At 70.7% G+C, this 20,273-nt stretch carries 19 protein-coding genes and 1 pseudogene; 5 read left to right on the top strand and 15 right to left on the bottom strand.

The genetic code is table 11. The features are described 5' to 3' along the window. Window positions 1-56 precede the first annotated feature (56 nt). The 10 genes from JQN83_RS11095 to rpmB form a co-directional block, all read right to left on the bottom strand. Window positions 57-974, bottom strand: a complete 918-nt coding sequence (locus tag JQN83_RS11095) for an anchored repeat-type ABC transporter permease subunit (protein ID WP_208567013.1) — start codon at window positions 972-974, stop codon at window positions 57-59. Continuing rightward, entirely contained in the window at window positions 974-1,687 is a 714-nt protein-coding gene (locus JQN83_RS11090) for an anchored repeat-type ABC transporter ATP-binding subunit (protein WP_372444008.1), read from the bottom strand. The genes JQN83_RS11095 and JQN83_RS11090 overlap by 1 nt, the downstream gene beginning before the upstream one ends. Before the next feature lie 26 nt (window positions 1,688-1,713). Further along, window positions 1,714-2,694 (bottom strand): choice-of-anchor M domain-containing protein, encoded by a 981-nt coding sequence (locus JQN83_RS11085; RefSeq protein WP_372444004.1) that lies wholly within the window; start codon window positions 2,692-2,694, stop codon window positions 1,714-1,716. Between the two features lie 11 nt (window positions 2,695-2,705). Further along, window positions 2,706-4,274 (bottom strand): anchored repeat ABC transporter, substrate-binding protein, encoded by a 1,569-nt coding sequence (locus JQN83_RS11080; protein WP_372444003.1) that lies wholly within the window; start codon window positions 4,272-4,274, stop codon window positions 2,706-2,708. 11 nt (window positions 4,275-4,285) lie between these two features. Continuing rightward, complete coding sequence (locus tag JQN83_RS11075) at window positions 4,286-5,884, bottom strand: TIGR03773 family transporter-associated surface protein (protein ID WP_244252198.1); 1,599 nt, start codon at window positions 5,882-5,884, stop codon at window positions 4,286-4,288. Between the two features lie 127 nt (window positions 5,885-6,011). Next, the gene (locus JQN83_RS11070) at window positions 6,012-7,214 is read right to left on the bottom strand and encodes a WxL protein peptidoglycan domain-containing protein (protein ID WP_208567009.1); all 1,203 of its coding nucleotides are present in this window, start codon (window positions 7,212-7,214) and stop codon (window positions 6,012-6,014) included. A gap of 120 nt (window positions 7,215-7,334) precedes the next feature. Then, entirely contained in the window at window positions 7,335-8,807 is a 1,473-nt protein-coding gene (locus JQN83_RS11065; protein ID WP_208567008.1) for a choice-of-anchor M domain-containing protein, read from the bottom strand. Between the two features lie 52 nt (window positions 8,808-8,859). After that, a complete protein-coding gene (gene rpsN / locus JQN83_RS11060) occupies window positions 8,860-9,165 on the bottom strand; it encodes a 30S ribosomal protein S14 (protein ID WP_208567007.1) in 306 nt (101 codons plus the stop codon). Then, window positions 9,165-9,332: a 50S ribosomal protein L33 gene (gene rpmG / locus JQN83_RS11055; protein ID WP_208567006.1), complete on the bottom strand. Its 168-nt coding sequence runs from the start codon at window positions 9,330-9,332 to the stop codon at window positions 9,165-9,167. The genes rpsN and rpmG overlap by 1 nt, the downstream gene beginning before the upstream one ends. After that, window positions 9,332-9,568, bottom strand: a complete 237-nt coding sequence (gene rpmB / locus JQN83_RS11050; protein WP_203118037.1) for a 50S ribosomal protein L28 — start codon at window positions 9,566-9,568, stop codon at window positions 9,332-9,334. Before rpmB ends, rpmG begins: the two co-directional genes overlap by 1 nt. Before the next feature lie 200 nt (window positions 9,569-9,768). On the opposite strand from rpmB, the gene JQN83_RS11045 reads away from it, so the two are divergent. Both JQN83_RS11045 and JQN83_RS11040 read left to right on the top strand, forming a co-directional pair. Beyond that, window positions 9,769-11,070 (top strand): CobW family GTP-binding protein, encoded by a 1,302-nt coding sequence (locus tag JQN83_RS11045; protein ID WP_208567005.1) that lies wholly within the window; start codon window positions 9,769-9,771, stop codon window positions 11,068-11,070. Continuing rightward, window positions 11,067-11,327: a type B 50S ribosomal protein L31 gene (locus JQN83_RS11040; protein WP_208567004.1), complete on the top strand. Its 261-nt coding sequence runs from the start codon at window positions 11,067-11,069 to the stop codon at window positions 11,325-11,327. The genes JQN83_RS11045 and JQN83_RS11040 overlap by 4 nt, the downstream gene beginning before the upstream one ends. A 147-nt stretch (window positions 11,328-11,474) precedes the next feature. Here JQN83_RS11040 and JQN83_RS11035 read toward each other — a convergent pair whose 3' ends face one another. Continuing rightward, on the bottom strand, window positions 11,475-11,912 hold the full coding sequence (locus JQN83_RS11035; RefSeq protein WP_208567003.1) for a Fur family transcriptional regulator: 438 nt from the start codon (window positions 11,910-11,912) through the stop codon (window positions 11,475-11,477). Between the two features lie 786 nt (window positions 11,913-12,698). Between JQN83_RS11035 and JQN83_RS11030 the strand changes: the two genes are divergently transcribed. Together JQN83_RS11030 and JQN83_RS11025 are read left to right on the top strand one after the other, a co-directional pair. Continuing rightward, window positions 12,699-13,640: a permease gene (locus JQN83_RS11030; protein WP_307799189.1), complete on the top strand. Its 942-nt coding sequence runs from the start codon at window positions 12,699-12,701 to the stop codon at window positions 13,638-13,640. Beyond that, the gene (locus JQN83_RS11025; RefSeq protein ID WP_208567002.1) at window positions 13,637-14,380 is read left to right on the top strand and encodes a TIGR03943 family putative permease subunit; all 744 of its coding nucleotides are present in this window, start codon (window positions 13,637-13,639) and stop codon (window positions 14,378-14,380) included. The genes JQN83_RS11030 and JQN83_RS11025 overlap by 4 nt, the downstream gene beginning before the upstream one ends. 24 nt (window positions 14,381-14,404) lie before the next feature. Here the strand turns inward: JQN83_RS11025 and JQN83_RS11020 are convergent, their stop codons facing one another. From JQN83_RS11020 to JQN83_RS11010, 4 genes and pseudogenes are all read right to left on the bottom strand, one after another. After that, a complete protein-coding gene (locus tag JQN83_RS11020) occupies window positions 14,405-15,082 on the bottom strand; it encodes a hypothetical protein (protein WP_208567001.1) in 678 nt (225 codons plus the stop codon). Window positions 15,083-15,252: 170 nt separating this feature from the next. Beyond that, window positions 15,253-15,528, bottom strand: a pseudogene (locus JQN83_RS32965) (ATP-binding cassette domain-containing protein); the annotation flags it as partial. Beyond that, on the bottom strand, window positions 15,525-15,749 hold the full coding sequence (locus JQN83_RS32960; protein WP_279632715.1) for an iron chelate uptake ABC transporter family permease subunit: 225 nt from the start codon (window positions 15,747-15,749) through the stop codon (window positions 15,525-15,527). The gene JQN83_RS32960 and the pseudogene JQN83_RS32965, both read right to left, overlap by 4 nt. Window positions 15,750-16,130: 381 nt before the next feature. Next, window positions 16,131-16,535 (bottom strand): Fur family transcriptional regulator, encoded by a 405-nt coding sequence (locus tag JQN83_RS11010; protein ID WP_307799171.1) that lies wholly within the window; start codon window positions 16,533-16,535, stop codon window positions 16,131-16,133. Window positions 16,536-16,892: 357 nt separating this feature from the next. On the opposite strand from JQN83_RS11010, the gene JQN83_RS11005 reads away from it, so the two are divergent. Beyond that, window positions 16,893-20,165, top strand: coding sequence for a S8 family serine peptidase (locus tag JQN83_RS11005; protein WP_208566998.1), 3,273 nt, complete (start codon window positions 16,893-16,895; stop codon window positions 20,163-20,165). Window positions 20,166-20,273: the final 108 nt, after the last annotated feature.

The following is a 20,273-nucleotide window of genomic DNA, read 5'->3' as shown; positions in this document are numbered from 1 at the left end:
CTCCTCTCCCGCGAAGGTCCCGAGTGGACCAACGCTTAATGGAAATGGTAGTCGTTTTAGGTTGTTGGCGATAGGGCCGGACAGGGGCTCGAATTCGCGTCATCGCCGGCTCCCGGCACGCCCGGGCGTCCCCACCGCCGGGTCAGCAGGCCGTGCCGCGGGGCGAACAGCCACGCGGCGAGGAAGACCACGGTGGCGACCAGGACGATGGTGCCGCCGACCGGCGTGTCGTAGCTCCAGGACAGGTACAGCCCGACGACCGCCGACGCACCACCGATCAGCGGGGCGAGCAGCATCATGAGGCCGAGCCGGTCGGTGAGCAGGCGGGCCGCCGCGGCGGGGGTGATCAGCAGCGCCAGGACGAGGATGTTGCCGATGGTCTGCAGGGAGATCACCACGGCCAGTGTCACCAGGACGTAGAGCACGATGTCGAGCCAGAAGACCGACAGACCCATGGCCCGCGACATCTCCCGGTCCAGGCAGACCGCGACGAATTCCTTGTGCAGGGCGAGAACCAGACCGAGGATGACCAGGCCGGCCCCCCCGACGACGTACAGGTCCCGGTCCGGGATACCGGTGATCGAACCGAAGAGGAACTGCTGCAGCGACCCGGCGTAACCCGGGGCCTGCGAGATGATCACGATACCGAGGGCGAACGCCCCGACCAGGAAGACGCCGATGATCGAGTCCTCCTTGACCCGCCGGTTCTGCGAGAAGACCGCGATCAGCAGGGCGGTGGCGACACCGGCGACAGCCCCACCGAGCACCAGGCTGCCCTGCAGGACGAAGGCGACCGCAACGCCCGGGAAGACCGCGTGCGCCACGGCGTCGCCGATGAACGCCATGCCGCGCAGGACGACGTAGCAGCCGACGACACCGCAGACGATGCTGGACATCACCGCAATCGCCAGCGCCTTGGGCAGGAACGCAAGGTCGGGGTTGAGCAGGTCGGTGAGGAAATCGGTGATCGACATCAGGTCGCCCTCACGAGCTTCAGGAGCGGGGAGGTGTGACTCACCCCGAAGGTCTTCGTCCACGGCTCGGCGTCCTGCAGGTCCACCGGCCGACCGTCGGCGATGATCCGGCCGTTGAGCAGGACCAGGCGGGTGCAGGAGTCCACTGCCGCGACGAGATCGTGCGTGGTCATCAGCACCGCGCGGTCCTCCGCCGCGAGACTGGTGAACAGGTCGCCCAGCAGTTCCTGCGTCGGCATGTCGAGTCCGGTGAACGGCTCGTCCAGCAGGAGTGTGCGCGGCGCGAGCGCGAGCGCCCGCGCGACCAGGACACGTTGCCGTTGTCCGCCGGACAGCTCACCGACGGGCCGGTGCCGCAATCCGGTCAGCTGCACGCGGTCCAGTGCGTCGCCGACCGCCCGCCAGTCGGCGACGCCGGGTCGGCGCAGCAGGCCGATACGGCCGGTGCGGCCGCTCATCACGGCCTGGTCGACCGAGATGGGGAAGTCCCAGGTGAACTCGTGGCGCTGGGGCACGTAACCGATCTCGGAGCGGCCGGGACGCACCGGCTTGCCCTCCACGGTCACGGTGCCACCACGGGTGCGGGTCAGTGCCAGGATGGCGCGGAGCAGGGTGGTCTTGCCGGCACCGTTGGGTCCGAGGAGCCCGACCAGTTCGCCCCGGTCGAGGTGCAGCCGGATGTCCCGCAGGACCGGCCGGCCGCCGAGGTCCACGTCCAACCCTTCGACGTCCAGTGCTCTCACCGCTGGCCCCCCGACGGTGCGGCGGCGCGTTCCTGTTCGGCCCGGCGCTTCACGCCGCGTCCCCGCAGCAGCAGGAGGACCAGTCCGACAGCGAGCAGGACGGCTGCGCCTCCCAGCGTGATGAGCAGCAGCGTCGTGGACGGGCCGGTCGGCCCGTCATCCGTGGCCCGCTGCTCGCCGGCGGGTGCCTGCCCTGCCGCCGTGGGGAGGTCCGCAGTGGCGGCGAACGCCTCGTCGGCGCGGGTGGTGTCACCCACGGCGAAGCGCAGCGTACGGGTCGCCGAAACCGTCTCGCCGTTGATCAGGGCGGCCGACGCCTGCACCGCGACCAGGTAGACACCGGGTGCGGTGAACACCCAGTTGGCGTGGGTGTGGGTGTTGACCTCGGCCCAGAACGGCTGTGCGGTGGCATCGGCGGAGCGCCAGAGTGGCTGGGGCGCGGCGAAGTTGCCCGACTGCAGGTACGTCGTGAGGCTTCCCGGGCCGCGTACGCCGAGCAGGGTCAGGGTGACGCCCCGGTCGATGGTCTGCATCACCCGGGGGTCCTGGGTGTTCCAGCCGAGCCAGACGACGCTCTGGTTCTGGGTCTGCGGCACCACGTAGACCCGCTTGCCGGCGTCGACATTCAGGAAGGCGTACGCCGGGTCGTCGGGAACGGTCTGCAGGGCGGCATCGGAAACCCGGAGCAGGACCTCGTCGGGGTCGCGCCACACCGGGCGCGCCTGCGAGCCGTCGTGGATCAGCAGTGTCCACTGCTTGTCGACGTAGCGGGGGCCGAGGTCGACGTGTCCGGCGGCGAGTTCCGCCCGGCCGGTGGCCAGGGGCTGGTCGGCGGCGATCGTCTGGCGCAGGCCCGGCGTGGGCTCCTCGGCCCGGACCTGGGTCTGCGTCGTGGTCAGCACGATCACCGTGGCCGCGACACATCGCAGGATGGCACCGATCGTACGGGGGCGGCGGCGCGCCCGTCCTGCCGTCACTGGCTCCTCCATCACTTGTCCGTGGTCAGACAGTCGTGCAGCGATTCGGCGTTGAACCGCATCATCTCCGCGTAGGTGGTGACGTCCCGGTCGAACGTGTCGCCGTAGATCGCGCAGATCCGCAGCCCCTCCTCGCGGGCGACCTCGGTCAAGGTGGTGGACCGGGCTGCCAGATTGGGTTCCAGGAAGACGGCGGGAATCCTCAGGTTGCGGATCGTCTCGGTGAGCCGGCGGCGATCGGCGAGACTCGGCTCGGTGGCGGGGTTCGGGGTGACGAAACCGGATATCTGCACCCCGTACGCCTGTCCGAGGTAGCCGAAGGCGTCGTGGGTGCTGACCAGGTGCCGGCGCGACGGCGGGATGCTGGCGATGGTGTCCCGTACCTGGGTGTCGAGCGTCTCCAGTTCCCGCACGTAGGTCGAGGCGTTCGTGCGGTAGTCCGCCGCGCCCTGCGGGTCGACACCGACGAGGGTGTCTCGGATCAGCTCCACGTAGGAGATGGCGTTGCGCACGTTCTGCCACAGGTGCGGGTCGATCTCGCCGTGCACGTGCTTGCCGAGGACCGCCTGCGGAAGTTGGTAGACCTGGGTACCGGGCCGGCCGAGGAACCGGAAACGGCGGTCACCGGGCACCTCCAGCAACGCCTTGTTCGGCACCTCGATCACGGTGCTGGCCGGGTCGTACACCCGCTGGTTGGCCTCGCCGCTGCCCTCCGGGTCGGCGAACAGGTAGAGCCGCCGCTCGTCGAGGTCGACGGTGACGTCGGCGTGGCCGGAGTTCAGCACCGCCGCGCCCGCCATCCCCGGCACCGAGTGCGGGTCCACCCCGACGGCGAAGGTGAACACCTGCTCCCCCAGTGGGACGGGCGCCGCCTCGGGGGTCAACGCCAGGTTCGCCCGCATGGTCAGCCGGTAGACCCCGGGTTTGGTGAACGCCCAGCTCATGTGTGTGTGCGCGTCGGGAGGCAGCGTGGCGGTGTCGTCGCGGTACCCGTTGGCGGCGTCGAACCCGTCGCCCGAGTCGACGGAGAACGACGGGTTGCCGAACGACTCGGTCAGGTACGCGAGCACCCGGCCCGGCCCCGCTGCGGCGGTCGCGCTGAGCAGCACGTCGGAGGAACGGTTCGCGCCCTCCGCCGCGCCGGTGCCGCGTACCCGCATGCCCAGCCAGATGGTGTCCAGCGACACGTCCTCGACCAGGGGAATGATCTCCGCGGCGTACCTCACCGCACCCTCGGCCAACGAGACGTTCGGCACGCCGTCGCGCAGGTTCGCATCCAGCGCCTTGATGACGGCCTGCTCCTCCAGAAGCAGGTAGTTGCTGAACGCCACGTCGGCGTAGACCACATCCCGGACATCCCGCAGCGACGGCTCGTAGCTGTGCGGGTCGGCGTTGTCGGGCACCAGGGAGGTGACGGCCACCCGGTCACCGCCGACGTTGCTCACCAGATCCCGCAGGATGCCGGTGGTCGTGATGACCTGGACCCGGTCGTCGGTGGCGGTCAACGCCACCCCCGACCGACAGCCGGCGATCAGCCCCACGACCAGCAGCGGCACGATCACCTGCCGAAGCCGTGCCACGATCAGCGGGTTCACGCGTCTGCCGCCGGGCGCCCGCCACTGCGGCGACGGCCCCACACCACCAGCAGCACCCCGGTCGCCACGAGAACGATGCCGACCGCGCCGGCCGTCAGCACCCAGCCGGCGCCGGTACGCGGCAGAGGCCCGTCACCAACCTGAGCCGCACCGCCGTCCTTGTCGCCGTCAGCTCCGCTGCCGGAACCGAAACCGCTGTTCGGATCGGTGCTGTCGCCGACGGCGAGGGTGAGCGTCTTCGTGTCGGTGACCGCCCTGCCGGCGCTGGTGGTGCCGTTCATCTGCACGGCGAGGCGGTACAGGCCGGGCCTGCTGAACGCCCAGTTGCCGTGCGCGTGGGTGTTCAGGGGAACGCTCAGTTGCTGGGGGAACGCCTTGGTCGAGTCGAACAGCACGTCGGCCTTGCCGAACGAGCCGGTCAGGAAGAGGGCGAACCGGCCCGGCCCGTCGACGCCCTTCAGCGTCCAGGTGACGTTGCCCTTGACCCCCGACACGACGGACTCGTGCTGGGTGTTCCAGCCGGGCCAGACGATGCCCGCCTGCTGCGACTGCGGCAGCAGCCACACGGTGTCGCCCTGCTCGCCGAGGAAGTCGGCGCCAGCCGGCACCGTGATCTTCGCGTTGTCCTTCACCTTCAGGACCACGTCGGAGGTTTCCCGCCAGACCGGAGGGCTGGTCCGGTCGTCCTTGATCCGGATCGTCCAGTTGTCTCCGGACAGTTGGGGACCCATGTCGACGTGCCCGTCGGCGATGACCTGGCGGGCACCCGCGGCGGTAGTGGCCGCCGCCTTCGCGGCCGCTGCCGGTGGGGCCGCCGCGGGTTCCGGCGCAGCCGTGGGCTCCGGCGCAGCCGTGGCTGCGGCGAGAGCGCGGGCTGCCGACTGCCGGTCGGGGCGCGTCGCCGGCTGGGCCACAGCCGGTGGCGGCGCCTGCTCGGCCGGGCTGATCGCGGGGACCCGAATCCGGTACGTCGCCTCGGCGCTGACCTTCCGACCGGTGCGGACAGTGGCCGAGCCGGTCAGGGTCAGCCGGTAGTCACCGGCCGCGTCGAAAGCCCAGACCACTCCGGCGGTACGCGTCGCCACCGGTAGTTGCGCCGTCCGCGCCAGCCCCGGGCCGCTGCCGAACAGCGGGGTCGCCGTGCCGAGCCCGGACAGGGTGTACGCGGTGAACGTTCCCGGGCCCTCGACCGAACGCACGGTGAGGGCCACCGTGTCGTCGGTGACGACGCCCGGGCGTATCCCGGTGGTGTCCAGTGCCGGGAACCCGCTGTCGCCGACGGACAGTGACCACACGGCGTGCCCCGGCGCGCCGAGAAAGGCGAAGCCCCTGCCCGCCAGCACCCGGCCGGCGAGCCCACCGTCCGGGCCGAGCACCACCTCGGCCGGGTCGTGTCCGACCGCGTCGCGGGACACCTGCTCGGCGTCTCGTATCCGCAGCGACATCGCATCACCGTCGAGCGCGACGGAGACCAGGTCCGCACCGGCCACGGTGACCACCGCCGGTGCCGCAGCCGCCGGCGCGCTCCCTGCTGCCGACACCAGTAGGGCCAGCGCAAGTGCGGTGGCACCGGCGCGCATGGTTCTCATCCTCATCGCCTGCTCCCCAGACTGCTGTAGTGGTTCATCGACGTCGTGTCGCGCGGTGCCGACGTGACCGGCGGCGCTGGCGCCACCCCCACGCGATCGGGAGGCCGACCCCCGGTCCGGCACCGCCTGGTCATCACTCGTCCCGCACCGGGCGGTCGATGTCCGGCTGCCGGTTGTTGTGCCCCGACCCGCGACGGTCGGCGTCCGGCACCCGGGGATCCGGCGGCTCGCGGTCACTGCCGGGCTGCCGACTGGCGACGACCGCGGCGGGGATGGCATCCTCCCGGCCGTCCGGCATCCGTTCGGTCTGCCCGCCGGCCTCGGAACGACCCTGCTCCCGGGCGGCGGCCACCGCCCGGGTGAGCTGTCGGGCCCGCCGTCGGCGGGCGGCGATCGACGCCCAGCCGACAAGGGCGAGCAGAACCAGCAGGACCAGTTGTGGCCAGGGCACCATCCAGACAGTGGCGCGCGCCGTGTCGTCCTGCGGCTGCGGGTCGAGGACCTGGTCGCCCACGGCGGCGGGCGTGACGGCGGCGCTCACGGTCAACCGGAACAGTGGCGGCACACCTGTCATGCGTACGGTGGTGGTCAGTTCGCCGCCGGGCAGGATCTCCGGCAGGGCCGCCCCGTCGGTCGAGCGTCGGCCGAGGTCGAACGGTCCGGCCGCGGTGAGCGTGGGCTGCCCGGTGAGCCGGACGTTGCCGGTGTTGCGGATGGTGAAGGTGGCGGTGAGCGTGCCGCCGGCAAGGGGGTTCAGCGAGCCGGTGTGCCGTACCCGAAGGTCCTCGACGGTCAGCGCCGGTTGCAGCTCGCCGCTCACCCGCAGGTAGATCCGCGCGCCGACCCGGTGGTCGACGGCGACCTGGTTACCCTGGGCGTCCGCAGTGGTGGCGGCGAGGGCGGCGACGATCCCGCCGGCGTGGTCCCCGGGCGTGGCGTTGTGCGGCACGGTGAGCGTGAACGGGACGTCCAGGCGGGACAGGGACGGGATGGTCACGGTGTCGCCGGTGAGGCGGACCCAGGTGCCGACGTCGGTGGGCTCCTGACCACCCGCCAGCAGGTCGAACCCGCCCTGCGCGGTGGTGAACGCGTCGCTGGCGTACAGGTTCAGGGTGAGCGGACGCGCCGAGTGGTTGGTGACTGCGACGTAGTCGGTCAGGGTGGCGCCGGGGTCGAGCTTGTAGGTGAAGGCCGGCCGGCCGTTCGGGCCCTTCGGAGTCGACGGCGCCACTCCCCAGGTCGCGGCAGACGGTGCCGACCGCGTGGGAGGCGTGGGCGGTGCCGGGGCTGCGGCGAGCACGACGATGCCGGTGGCGATGGCGGCGGACAGGCGCATGAGTTCCGTTCCTGGAGGCGAGGGGGTAGGCGTGGTGGGCGGGTCGCTCCGACGACCCGCCCACCACGCGGCCGTCCGGTGGCGCGGTTCAGCGCCGGGCCACCGGACGGGTCCGGCCGATCAGATCGCGGTGAGGGTGAGGGTCGCGGAGTACTTCCCCGCAGCCGTCTCGGTGGGCAGGCTCAGCCGCAGGCCCGCACCCAGTTGCGCGGTGCCCCGTCCGGCACCGCCCGGTGCCGCTCCCAGCACCGCGCTGTTACCGAGACCGCCGCCGGACCCGACGATGTACGGCGTCACCTCCGGACCAGCGACGACACCCTGACCGGAGCCCTGTGCGATGACCCGAGGACTCCAGCCGAGGTAGCCGGAGCTGAACGTCGCGCCGTCCGGCCCGGTGAAGTCCGCCGGGATCTGGCCGGACGCGCTCCATCCGGGTCGGCCGGCGCGGGTGTCAGTCACCGTGACCGGCCGGAGCTCACCGTTGCTCTCCCACCGGTCACCACCGGCGTTGAGCTGCGCGGGCGGCAGCACCACGGCCCGGTCGTCCGGGTTGACGCTGATCACCAGGGAACCCTGCGTCTCGTCGATCGACGCGGTGATCGTCTGCGACGTGCCCGGCTCCTCCGGCGGGAACGCCACCCAGAGGGTTGCCGGTTCGCTGGTCGCCACCACCTCGTGGGCGTCCCCGTACACCTTGACCACGTACTCGCAGGCGTTCAGCTTCCGGGTGGCCGTGAACGAGTAGCTCGCTGCCGCCTCAACCGCGATGATGCTCCAGTCGTCCATGCCGGGGCACCTGCTGAACCAGTGGTAGTGGTCCAGCTCGGTCTGTGGGGTCTGCACCGCGTTGAGCGTGACGGTGTCGTTGGGCTGGTACTCGTCGGCCATGCCACTGACCGACAGGCTCACCTGCGGCCCGACGCCGGACAGCGGGCCGACGACGAACGAGTAGTCGACCGGCCCGGTGCTGACCGTCGTGCCGTTGGTCAACGTGGCGTCGGCCTGGAACTTCAGCGTGTAGTTGCCCAGCGCGCTAAACGCCCAGTTCGAGTGCGCGTGGGTATGCACCGGCACGTCGATCGCGTCCGGCAGACCGTCGTCGGAGCGGAACTTGATGATCGGACCGCCGAAGGAGTCCTGCGTGAACAGCGTGACGTTGCCCGGCCCCTGTACATCGACCAGACTCAGCCGCACCTTGTTCCCCTCGAACACCCCCGAGCCGAGCGTCGTGGTGTTCCAACCCGGCCAGAGCAGATCCGCGTCCTGGGTCATCGGCAGCAACCAGACCTGGCTCCCCGCCGACCCGAGGAAGGCGAACCGGGGATCGTCCGGGACAGCCATCGCCGCCTCCGGCAGGACCTGGAACGTCACCTCTGCCGGGTCCCGCGTCACCGAGGGGCTGACCGTGTCATCGTGCACCTTCAACGACAGCGCGCCGTCCTCGTAGTGCACGTCGACCGCATCGGTGTGCCCCTTGGACAACACCACCTTCTCGGCCGCCGACGCGGCGGTCGGCGCCAGCACCGTGCCGGCGACCACCACCACCCCGGCGACCAGGGCCGCGAGACCGCGAGCCCTCGGAATCACATTCATACCTCCCCCTTCAGCACCGCGCGTACCGGGCGCGGTGGTACATGTGGTGACCTCACCAGGACGCCTTGCGCACCCCGGGCAGCTCGCCGCGCAGGGCCAGCTCGCGAAACCGGACCCGGGACAACCCGAACCGGGTCAGCACCCCGCGGGGACGCCCGTCGATCTGGTCGCGGGACCGCAGCCGCACCGGGCTGGAGTCCCGGGGCAGCCGGCTCAGCCGGCGCACCGCCTCGGCGCGGACCTCCGGGTCGGTGTCCGGGTGGGCGATCAGCCGCTTGAGCGCCAGGCGCCCCTCGGCGTGCCGGGCCACCAGTTCCTCACGGCGCGTCTGTCGGTCGACCAGGCTCTTCTTCGCCATCAGCGGGCCTCGCGGAACTCGACGTGCCGGCGTACGACCGGGTCGTACTTGCGCAGGACCAGCCGGTCGGGGTCGTTGCGACGGTTCTTGCGGGTGACGTACGTGTAGCCGGTCCCGGCGGTGCTGCGCAGCCGGACGACCGGTCGCACATCGGTCTGGCGGGCCATCAGAGCTTCACCCCCCGGGCGCGCAGCTCGGCGACGACCTTCTCGATGCCCTTACGGTCCACGGTCTTCAGCGCCTTCGTCGTCAGGGTGAGGCTGACCCATCGCCGTTGCGACGGCAGCCAGTAGCGGTGGTTCTGCAGGTTCGGGTTCCAGCGGCGGCGGGTGCGCCGGTGGGAGTGGGACACGGCGTTGCCGAAGCTCGGCTTCGCGCCGGTGACGTCACAACGTCGGGACACAGTGCACGCTCCCTCACTCAGGTTGACGATAACGACAACAGTTTTCATTTTTACATCACCCGTTCGGCCAGACCCACCCCGGGGCCAGCACGTACGACCTCGGCTGATGCTCGCCACATCGCCCCCGGGCCGCCACGCATCCCCCAGCCGTGATGTGCTTATAATGACAATCGTTTTCAGTTTATGTTGAGAGGAGTGCGATGTCGTCGTCACCACAGGCCCCGCCCCACGTCACGACGACGGACGCGGACACCCGCCCCTCGTTGACGGTGCTGTCCGGGTTCTGGCCAACGGCGACCTTCGCCATCGCGCGGGCGCTACTCGCCGTCGACGAGTCACTGCTGCTGGTGCGGCACGACCTCACCGGGATCGCCGACGGTGCCGTGCGCCGGATGGTGCGCTCCAGCTCAGGCGTCGTCGAGGACGAACAGGTCAAACTGCGGCACGGCTGCGTCTCCTGCACCCTGCGCGAGGACGTGCTACCCACCCTCGTCCGACTCGCCCGCAACCATCCCGGCCGGGACCTGGTGCTGATGCTGCCCGAAGTGGTGGAACCAGAGGCGGTCGCCGCCGCCTGCGCCCACTGCCTCGTCGACGGCGCACCCATCACCGACCTAATCCGCGTCGACTCCTACGTCACCGTCCTCGACGCCGAACACCTCCTCGACGGCCTCGCCAGCACCGACGACCTCGCCGCCCTCGGCATCCGGGCCGCAGCGGACGACGACCGCGCGCTCGCCGACGTCGTGGTCCGCCAGATCGAGTACGCCGACACCCTGGTGCTGTGGGGGCAGTCCCGGGAAGGCGCGTACGACACCAGCCGGTTGTCGGTCCTGCTACAGCGGATGGCACCCTGGGCGACCCACCTCCACGTCGACGGTGATCTCGTCGACGCCTCCACGCTGACCCGCCAGCTACGCCACACCCATCGACATCGGCCGGACACCCCCGGCGTGCTCGCCCGCGGCCTGCAGGGCTACACGCTGGGCACACACGAGCCGGAACCCGACTGCGGCGTGGTCTCCGCCGTCTTCCGCGCCCGCCGCCCGTTCCACCCGCAACGCCTGCACGACGTCCTCGAAGACGTCAACGCCGAGATGATCCGCTCCCGCGGCCACCTCTGGCTGGCCAGCCAGCCCGACACCGTGGTGGCCTGGGAGTTCGCCGGCGGTGGCCTGGCCATGGGATCCCTCGGACTCTGGCTGGTCAGCCTGCCCGAGGACCGCTGGGAGCACGTCGATGACCAACGCCGTCTCGCCGCCGCGCTGGACTGGGACCCCTACTACGGCGACCGCCACCAGCACCTGGTCTTCATCGGCCTCGACACCGACCCGGTCGAACTGCACCGCACCCTCGCCGCATGCCTGCTCACCGACGCCGAACTCGCCGACGGCGACGAGACCTGGCGCACCTACCCTGACCCGTTCGCCGGATGCTTCCCCCTTGTGGTGGAGGAACCGGCAGACTCCCCCACCGCCATCGAAGGAGCGCAACCCGCATGAAGCCAGGAATCCATCCCGACTACCGTCCCGTCGTCTACCGCGACAAGGGCGCCGACTTCGCCTTCCTCACCCGCTCCACCGCCACCAGCGACCAGACCATCGAATGGACCGACGGCAACACCTACCCCGTCATCGACGTCCAGATCTCCTCCGCCAGCCACCCCTTCTGGACCGGCAAGCAGCGCCTGCTCGACACCGCGGGCCGGGTCGAGAAGTTCCGACAGAAGTACGCCCGTCGGGGGCCCCGAGGCGCGTGACCATCGGGGTGCTGGTCGGGCGGGCCGACCGATGCCCCCCAGCGACGGGCTGACCGGGCCTGGCACCTGACGATCGACCGCGAGCCGTTCACGAACCGGCTCGCGGTCGCCCCTCGACGGATGCCCCGCGCCGTGACCGTCGAACGCTCAGCGCACGCACTCGGGACACGTGCCGAAGATCTCCAGGGTGTGACCGACGTCGACGAACCCATGCTGCGCGGCAACCTGGCCGGCCCACCGCTCCACGGCCGGTCCGGCCACCTCGACCGTGCGCCCGCAGTCCCGACAGACTAGGTGGTGATGGTGTTTGCTCTGGCTGCATCGGCGGAAGAGCTGTTCGCCGCCCGGTAGCCGGGTCGAGTCGATCTCCCCGGCGTCCACCAGCAACTGCAGCGTTCGATAGACGGTGGTCAGGCCGACCCCCGCCTTGCGCGCCAGCAGCATCTGGTGCAGCTGCTGCGCCGAGTGGAAGTCCTCCACCTCGCGCAACAGCGCCAGCACCTCTGCGCGCTGACGGGTGTTCCGGGTCACGTTCGGCATCGCCTGCTTCACCGTGTCCGCCCATCCTCCCGTGATGTCGGGCATCGCCAAGGCCCACCGCCGCCGACGTGTCGTCTCGCTGCCCGTCGGGCCATTATGCGTCGTTGCGCATGAACGCTACCCACCGATCCCCCGGCCCACCTACCTGCGTCGCGGGCAGCTCCGTGGTGGCAGCGCGGCCCGACGGGGTGCAGGAAATGAAAATCGAATCAATTGCCACCAAGGCCACCTGAGCGACAACGTGGCGTAGCCGACGAAACCTGACCTCAGCAGGCATCCTGCCGGTGGAGCTCGGTGGCGCTGGTCGGTGAAGTCTGCCCGGTCGGCGTCACCAACGTCGATCACCCCGGGCGTGATCCGCCCGCGCTGCCGGCACGACGCTCCCTGAACGAGGGCCTGAGTCCCGAACCGCCCGGGGGGGCGGGTCCCGGCCCGCTCCGGTCATGGAACCGCCCTGCCCAGGGGCAGGCGCAGGGCGGGACGGGAAGGTGCGGGCAGCGCGTCATACCTGCCGCCCTCACCCGCAAGAACGGCGGGCCGACTGCCGACGTCACGGGCAGATCACAACCTTTGATCTCCTATCGACATTGACTACCAGCGCCACGAAGGATTTGCTCACACGTGCCCTGTCCTCAGCGGCGCAGTCGTAGCGACGTATCTCCAGACCGAGCAGGAAGGGGCGGCGTGGCCGCATCTGAGCACACCACCCCGTCGGGCACGAATCCGACGGCCGACCGGTCGTCGGTCCTCGACGTGGCCGGCACCACCACGGGCACCGACGACGGCCCGCCCCACCGCGACACCCGGCCGCGATCGTGGCTCGGAGGGCGGATCGGTTCGGTCGAGATTCTCGCTGCCCTGCTCGTGCTGATCGTCGTCCTGCGCGGTCCACTGGCGGACCTGCTGGCCATGCCGGCCCTGGCGACCTGGACGACGGTGTTCGTCTCGGTCATGATGCAGGCCGTGCCGTTCCTGGTCTTCGGGGTGCTGCTGTCCGCCCTGATCGCGGTCTTCGTGCCCCGCTCGTTCTGGGCCCGCGCACTGCCGAAGCACCCCGTCCTGGCCGTCCCGGTGGCCAGCGCCGCCGGCGTGGTCCTGCCGGGCTGCGAATGCGGAGCGGTCCCGATCGCCGGCTCGCTGATCCGACGCGGCGTCACCCCCGCCGCAGCGCTGGCCTTCCTGCTCGCCGCGCCGGCGATCAACCCGATCGTGCTCACCGCCACCGCCGTGGCCTTTCCGAACAACCCCGAGATGGTCTTGGCCCGCGCGGTCGCCAGCCTGCTCGTCGCCATGCTCATGGGCTGGCTCTGGCTACGCCTGGGCCGCGCCGACTGGATCCGGCTCCCCCGCCGACCCGACCTGGACGGCCTGCCCCGGGGCGAGGCCTTCTGGTCCGCCGTCCGACACGACGTCGTCCATGCCGGCGGGTTCCTCGTCGTCGGCGCGATGGCGGCGGCGACCATCAACGTCGTCGTCCCTGCGCGATGGTTGCAGACCCTCGCCGACCAGCCGGTGCTCTCCATCCTCGCCCTGGCGGGGCTGGCGGTCCTGCTGTCCATCTGCTCCGAGGCCGACGCGTTCGTCGCCGCCTCGCTGTCCCAGTTCTCCCTGACCGCCAGACTGGCCTTCCTCGTGGTCGGCCCGATGGTCGACCTCAAACTCGTCGCCATGCAGGCCGGCATCTTCGGCCGGCGCTTCGCCGCCCGATTCGCGCCGGCCACCTTCACGGTCGCCGTCGCGGTCGCCGTCGTCACCGGGATGGTGCTGTTGTGAACCGGATGGCCCAGGCATGTGTCCTGATCTTCTTCGCCGGTGCGGTGCTGCGCGCCAGTATCACCGACCTCTACCTGCGCTACGTCAAGGAGGAACTGCGGCCGTTCCTCATCGCCGCCGGCCTGCTGCTGATCGCCGCCGCCGTGATGACCCTCTGGTACGAGCTACGGTCCTACCTTCCGGACCCCGGGAACCCGACCGAGTCCGACGATCCCGCCGTCGAGGAACACGGCCACGCCCACCACGAACCGCGGGTCGCCTGGCTGCTGATCCTCCCCGCCCTCGGCCTCCTGCTGGTGGCCCCACCCGCCCTCGGCTCGTACGCCGCCGGTCAGACGGGCACCGCACTCACCAGCGAGCAGAGTTACGACTATCCGCCGCTGCCCGCCGGTGACCCGGTGACGACGACGGTCTTCGACTACGCCGTCCGGGCGCTGTTCGACAAGGGCGAGTCGCTCGGCGACCGCCGGGTACAGCTCACCGGCTTCATCACCCCGGGCCCGGACGGGCAGCCGATCCTCGCCCGCATGATCATGTCCTGCTGCGCCGCCGACGGCCGACCCGTCAAGCTCGGGATGGCCGGCAACGCACCCACCGGCCTGGGCGACGACACCTGGGTCCAGGTGACCGGCCGCTACACCGACCGCATCACCCGTGACCCGGTCAACGACGAGGACATCCCCTACATCGAGGTCGAGTACTGGCGGCAGGTGACCGCACCGAGGGACCCGTACGAGTAGCTGCCCCGGCCCGTACGGCAACGGTCACCCGCCCGAGCCTTCCTGCGCGCCGTCCGGGCTGAGGGCACCGTCGCCGGGGTCGCCCTCCAGGTAGACGTGCTGGTGGCCGTGACCGGCGTCGATGTTGATCTGATCGAGCTGGGTGGCGGCGACGGACCAGGCGGTGGCGGCCTGGACCGCCTGACGCTTCGCCAGTGCCGTCAGCGCGGCCCGCTGGGCGGGTGGCCCGGTGACCGCGAGGAGGTACGACTCGACGGCCAGGGACGTCTGCTCAACGGCGCTGCGCAGGCCACCGCGCGCCACATTGGTCGCGGTCGTACCCGATGGCGGGTTGTCGAACGGCTCCGCCGTCCGCACCAGGGTCTGCTGCCACTGGCGGGCCTGCGCGGCGTCGGGTTGCCGGTCGGCGGGCGTGTCCGCCCGCAGGGTGCTGAGCACGGGGGTGATCTCGTCCCGGAGGCGTCGGGCGGTGGCCGTCAGCTCGGTGATCTGCTGGGTGTCCCGTTTCGCCTCGGCCTGGCGGATGTCGGCGATGGTCGACTCCGTGGCGTCCGGTCGGCCGGCCGTGTATCCGACACCGCCTCCCACGAGAGCAGCCGTGAGCCCGATCGTCGCGACGACGGCGGCGAGTCGGGTCTGCCGGCCCCGGCGTGGGTCGGGAGCGGACAGCAGATACGAAGGCCTACCCGTACGGCGCGACACGTCTTCTCCCTGCTCGATGAAGCCTGGCCGCAGCCTAGCCCGCGGTGGCCACGGCAGTCGATAGCCGGCCTGCCTGGCTGCCAGCACGAACGCGCCCCTGCAGACGGACGTCGTCCACGTGTAGTGGTCCGGTCGTGCGGGATCCGCCCCATGGCGACGATGTCGCGGACGGCGTACTCGTTGTCGAGTTCCTGGTCCTGGGCCACCACCGCCCGCAACTGGCCGGCCCGGCGGGCGGGGACCCGCCAGACGTCGTGCTCACCGATGTGCACGGTGCCCTGCTGCGGCCGGACGATGCGGTAGAAGCAGCGCAGCAGCGTGCTCTTGCCGGATCCGTTCGGCCCGATCAGTCCGGTCACCCGGCCGTCGGCGGCAGTGAACGAGACGTCATCGAGGATGGTCGTGCCGTCGATGGTCACCGAGACCCCGGTCGCCGTGACCCTCATCGCACCGCTCCCGACTGGCTGCGCAGCAGCCACAGGAAGAAGGGCGCGCCGAGCACCGCGGTGAAGATGCCGATCGGCATCTCGTTCGGCCGGTCCAGGGTGCGCGACAACAGGTCGACGAGGATCAGGAAGACCGCCCCCAGCAGTAGCGACACCGGAACCACCCGACGAGGGCGCCTCGCCACCGTAGGGGGCGGCGTGACCGGCGGAGGCGCCAGCATCGACTGACGTTCCTGTGTGATTTTAACGGATCTGGTTGTCGTTTGCGCCATTAGCAAGCAGCCGGCTTCACCGGACGCTGCAGCCACAAGAGGCCGGCCGACGTGCGACCCGTCAAAGGACGCCGCGCCGGCCGGGTCCGCATCACCAGAGGTACCCCCTACCTCGCGGACACCTTCACGATAATGAGTTTCGCTTCGGATGTCATCGGCCATTCGATCTGACACCGGAGGCCCCGGCAGGGCGCGCTGGAGATCCTGCCGAGGTAGCTGTCCGGCGCGGCAACGACCGCCGGCAGCCCACACTCTCCGATCCGGGCGGTAGGAGCGGGCCTTCCGCGCGGGCGCTGCGGCCGCGGCGAGCGCATCACAGTGGCACGGCGTTCAGCCGGTGCAGGTGGCGCAGACTCCGAAGATCTCCATGGTGTGCCCGACGTCGATGAAGCCGTGCTGGCCGGCGAGCTGGTCGGCCCACCGCTCCACGGCCGGTCCGTATACCTCGACCGTGCGACCGCACTCGCGGCACACCAGGTGGTGATGGTGGCGACCCTGACTGCACCGCCGGTACAACTGCTCTCCACCCGGCAGTTTGGTGGAGTCGAGTTCGCCGGCTTCGACCAGCACCTGCAGCGTCCGGTAGACGGTGGTCAGCCCCACCCGCGCCTGGCGATCCTGCAGCATCCGGTGCAACTGCTGGGCGCTGTGGAAGCCGTCGACCTCACGCAGCAGCGCCAGCACCTCGGCGCGCTGGCGGGTGTTGCGGGTCGTGCCGGTCGTCGCCTCGCTCACCGTCCGCCATCTCCGTTCTGCTCCCGGCCAACCTGCGATGGCTGGTCGGCGACGGGCGTCCTCGCGCCCATCGCGGGCCATCTGGCATCCGCATCCATTATGCATTGCGCATATATCTAATGTTCTCGTTGGGTCCAGCAGCGCGCAACCAGAGCGATCCGGGCATAAACATTGCCTGAGCTGGGTTTCAGCCCAGCCTTTGCACCTCCGCCAAGGCGCCTGCACGACGCCGAGAAGCAACTTGGTCACGGCCTGATCACAACGTCTCGCGCACTTAGTGACAATGGCTTTCAGTGAGCGGATGATCCCCTTCAGTCGCGCCCGTCACCGGGCGCTCGCTCTGGGAGGAATCCGCCCGTGAGACATCCATCCCCGTGGGGCAGGCGGGGCTTCGCCGCCCTACTCGCCTCCACCGTCGCCACCAGCGCGGTCGCCCTGGCCGGCACGAACCCGGCAGCGGCTGAGCCGGCGGCACCGCCGGCACCGGCGTCGGAGGTGCCGAAGGAAGCACCGGCCGAGGCGCTGGGCAGCCACGACGCCGGGCTGCTCGCCGACGCACAGGCGCAGCGCAAGCCGGTGGTCACGGTCATCGTCGCCACCGACAAGGGCAAGGCCGACCAGGTCACCGCCGAGATCCGCAAGCTCGGCGGCACGGTCACCCACCGGGTCGACCAGGTCGGTTACGTGTTGGCGCAGGTCCCCACGGATAAGGTCGTCAAGACCGCCAAGCTGCCCGGTGTGTCGGCGGTGGACCTGAACGAGTCGATCAAGCTGCCGAACCCGCGGGTGGAGTCCCTGCCGGGCAGGCGGGTCAGCGCGCAGGCGACGACGTCCGGCCCCGGCGCGTCCACCCCGGCGAGCAACCCCTACATGCCCACCGGGGAGACCGGCGCGGTGGCGTTCAAGCAGTCCCATCCGGCCTGGGACGGCCGGGGCGTGACGATCGGCATCATGGACTCCGGCGTCGACCTGGACAACCCGGCCCTGCAGACCACTTCCACCGGTGAGCGGAAGATCGTGGACTGGGTCACCGCCACCGACCCGCTGCTGGAGGGAGACCTGACCTGGCGCGCCATGCGCACCACGGTGAACGGTCCCACCTTCACCGCCGCCGGCCGGCAGTGGACCGCCCCGGCCGGCGCCTGGCGGTTCAACGTCTTCAACGAGGGCATCACCGAGGGCAGCGAGCCCGGTGGCGACGTCAACCGCGACGGCGACACCAGCGACAGCTTCGGCATCCTCTACGACCCGGCCACCCACGACATCCGCGTCGACGCCGACCAGGACGGCGACTTCACCGACAACCCGGTGATGCGCCCCTACCGGGAGCGGTTCGACTTCGGACACTTCGGCGTCGACAACCCGGCCACCCCGGTACGCGACCAGATGCCGTTCGTCGTCGAATACCGCGAAGACGTCGATCTGAGCCCGGCGGGTCTGCCCGGCCAGACCGCCGACTTCGTCAACATCGGCCTGGTCGAGGACGCGCACGGCTCGCACGTCGCCGGCATCACCGCCGCCAACGACATGCTCGGCAACGCCGAATTCGACGGCGCCGCGCCCGGCGCCAAACTGGTCTCATCCCGGGCCTGCACCTGGGGTGGCGGTTGCACCGCCGCAGCCCTGACCACCGGCATGGTCGACCTGGTGGTCAACCGCAAGGTGGACGTGGTGAACATGTCCATCGGTGGCCTACCCGCGCTCAACGACGGCAACAACGCCCGCTCCGAGCTCTACGACCGGCTGATCAACGACTACGGCGTGCAGATGTTCATCTCCGCCGGCAACTCCGGCCCCGGCGTCAACACCATCGGCGATCCGTCGGTCGCCGACAACGTGGTCAGTGTCGCCTCCAGCATCAGCCAGGAGAGCTGGCTGGCCAACTACGGCTCGGTCACCCGCCGGCCGTACCAGCTGCACCCGTTCTCCTCCCGCGGGCCGCGTGAGGACGGTGGGTTCAAGCCCACCATCACCGCCCCGGGATCCGCCATCTCGACGGTTCCGCTGTGGCAGGCGGGGTCCCCGGTCCCGGAGGCCGGCTACCCGCTGCCGCCCGGCTACGCCATGCTCCAGGGAACGTCGATGGCGTCCCCGCAGGCAGCCGGAGGCGCGGCACTGCTGCTGTCGGCGGCCAAGGCCACCGGGGCCGGCGTCACGCCGGCCGCACTGCGCCGCGCCATCGTCAGCTCCGCGGACTGGATCAAGGGTGAGCCCGCGTACGGGCAGGGCAACGGGCTGCTCGACGTGCCGGGCGCCTGGAAGCTGCTGGCCAAACCGGCCACGCCGCACAGCTACACCGCCGACGCGCCGGTGTGCACCCCGATCTCGGACTTCCTCGCGAACCCCGGCCGGGGTACGGGCATCTACAACCGCTGCGCCCCCGGGCAGGGCGGGCAGAAGGCCGGTCAGGCGCGTACCTACCGGGTGAAGGTCACCCGTACCAGCGGCCCGGCCGGCGTACTTCGGCACACGCTGCGGTGGCTCGGCAACGACGGGACGTTCCAGGCGCCGCAGTCGGTGGACCTGCCACTGAACAAGACGGTGGCCATTGCGGTGACGGCGACCCCGCAGCCCGGCGCGCACGGAGCGATCCTGCGCATCGACGACCCGAAGACCAAGGTGGTCGACTTCGAGGTGCTCAACACGGTCGTCGCCGCCACGCAGCCGACCAGGCCGGCGTACCGGTTCTCGGCGGCGGGCAGCGTGGACCGTAACTCGACCACCAGCTTCTTCGTCTCGGTCCCCGAGGGGGCGGCGGCACTGCAGGTGAACCTGTCCGGCATCGCCACCGGCTCCCAGACCCGGTTCATCGCCATCAACCCTTGGGGGGTGCCGGTGGAGAGCACGGCCAGCACCGCCTGCTACACCAACTACTCCGACGCGGCGGCGTGCAAGCCGCAGGAGCGGGACTACGCCAACCCGATGCCGGGGGTCTGGGAAATTGAGGTGGAGGCACGGCGCACCTCGCCGGCGCTGAACAACCCGTTCCAGCTCACCGCCCGGGTGCAGGGCGTCACGGTGGAGCCGGCCGTGGTGACGCTGCCCAGCGTCACCGCTGGTGAGTCCACGCCGGTGACCTGGACGGTCAGGAACACGTTCGGGCCGGTGGTGATCACTGGTCAGGGCGGTCCGTTGGGCAGCTCGGCCTCCTCCCGGGACAGCATCGCCGACGGTGAGCGCAAGACCTACACCGTCGAGGTGCCCGAGGGCGCCACCCGGCTGGACGTCGCCATCGGCAACACCAGCGACCTGGCCGCCGACCTGGACCTGACCGTCCTGCGCGACGGCGTCGAGGTCGGCCAGTCCGCCGACGGCGACTCCGAGGAGTCGGTCTCGATCCCCAACCCCGAGCCGGGCACGTACACGGTGCAGGTCGACGGGTACGCGGTGCCGGCCGGCACCACCCAGTTCGACTACCGGGACGTGTTCTACTCCCCCGCCTTGGGCCAGGTCACCGCACCCGGCACCACGGTGTCCCTGCCCAACGGCGCCAGCGCCACCATCACCGGCGCCGTGACCGTCGACGCGGCTCCGGCCGAGGGTCGGCAGCTGTTCGGTGCGCTGAACCTGGTCACCGACGAGGGCACGGTCGTCGGCCGCGGTGCGGTGTCCATCGGCACCGTTAACTGACCGATTCACCCGATGCCCGTCCTCGTCGTCGACGAGGACGGGCATCGCGCGTCATAGGCGCACAGTGATCACGTGATCACTATAGGATACCGCCGTTGGCATGGGAGG

This window comes from Micromonospora antibiotica (genome assembly GCF_017599305.1).
GTDB classification, from domain to species: domain Bacteria; phylum Actinomycetota; class Actinomycetes; order Mycobacteriales; family Micromonosporaceae; genus Micromonospora; species Micromonospora antibiotica.
Note: the sequence above shows the minus strand (reverse complement) of the source record. Positions and strands in the feature narration are given on the sequence as shown.